This window comes from Virgibacillus sp. AGTR, assembly GCF_016919725.2.
GTDB classification, from domain to species: domain Bacteria; phylum Bacillota; class Bacilli; order Bacillales; family Amphibacillaceae; genus Virgibacillus; species Virgibacillus salarius.
Genome location: NZ_JAJERH010000208.1, coordinates 1 through 232, shown reverse-complemented (window position 1 = coordinate 232; position 232 = coordinate 1). Strand labels below are relative to the sequence as shown.

Sequence of the window (232 nt, the reverse complement as noted above, 5' to 3'; positions counted from 1 at the left end):
AAAAAGGAGAATGGAAAGCGTACGACTATATACCGTTTACGATGCTTCGAAAGCAATGGCAGACGGTGGTGTTAAAATTCATTCGTAACCACTTGTCAAATAAGGAAAAGAAAAGAATTCAACCAAGATTACAACAGGCTTTTTCTAATAATGGGGAAGGCTTCTATGTGTATGCCCCAAAACAAAGAGGAAAGGTGAAGGACCAACTGCGTTATATTGGCCGCTATATTCG

General features: G+C 39.7%; 1 pseudogene. It reads left to right on the top strand.

The annotated features are described in order from the left end of the window. Positions 1-232: pseudogene (locus tag JUJ52_RS23250) on the top strand (IS91 family transposase); the annotation flags it as partial.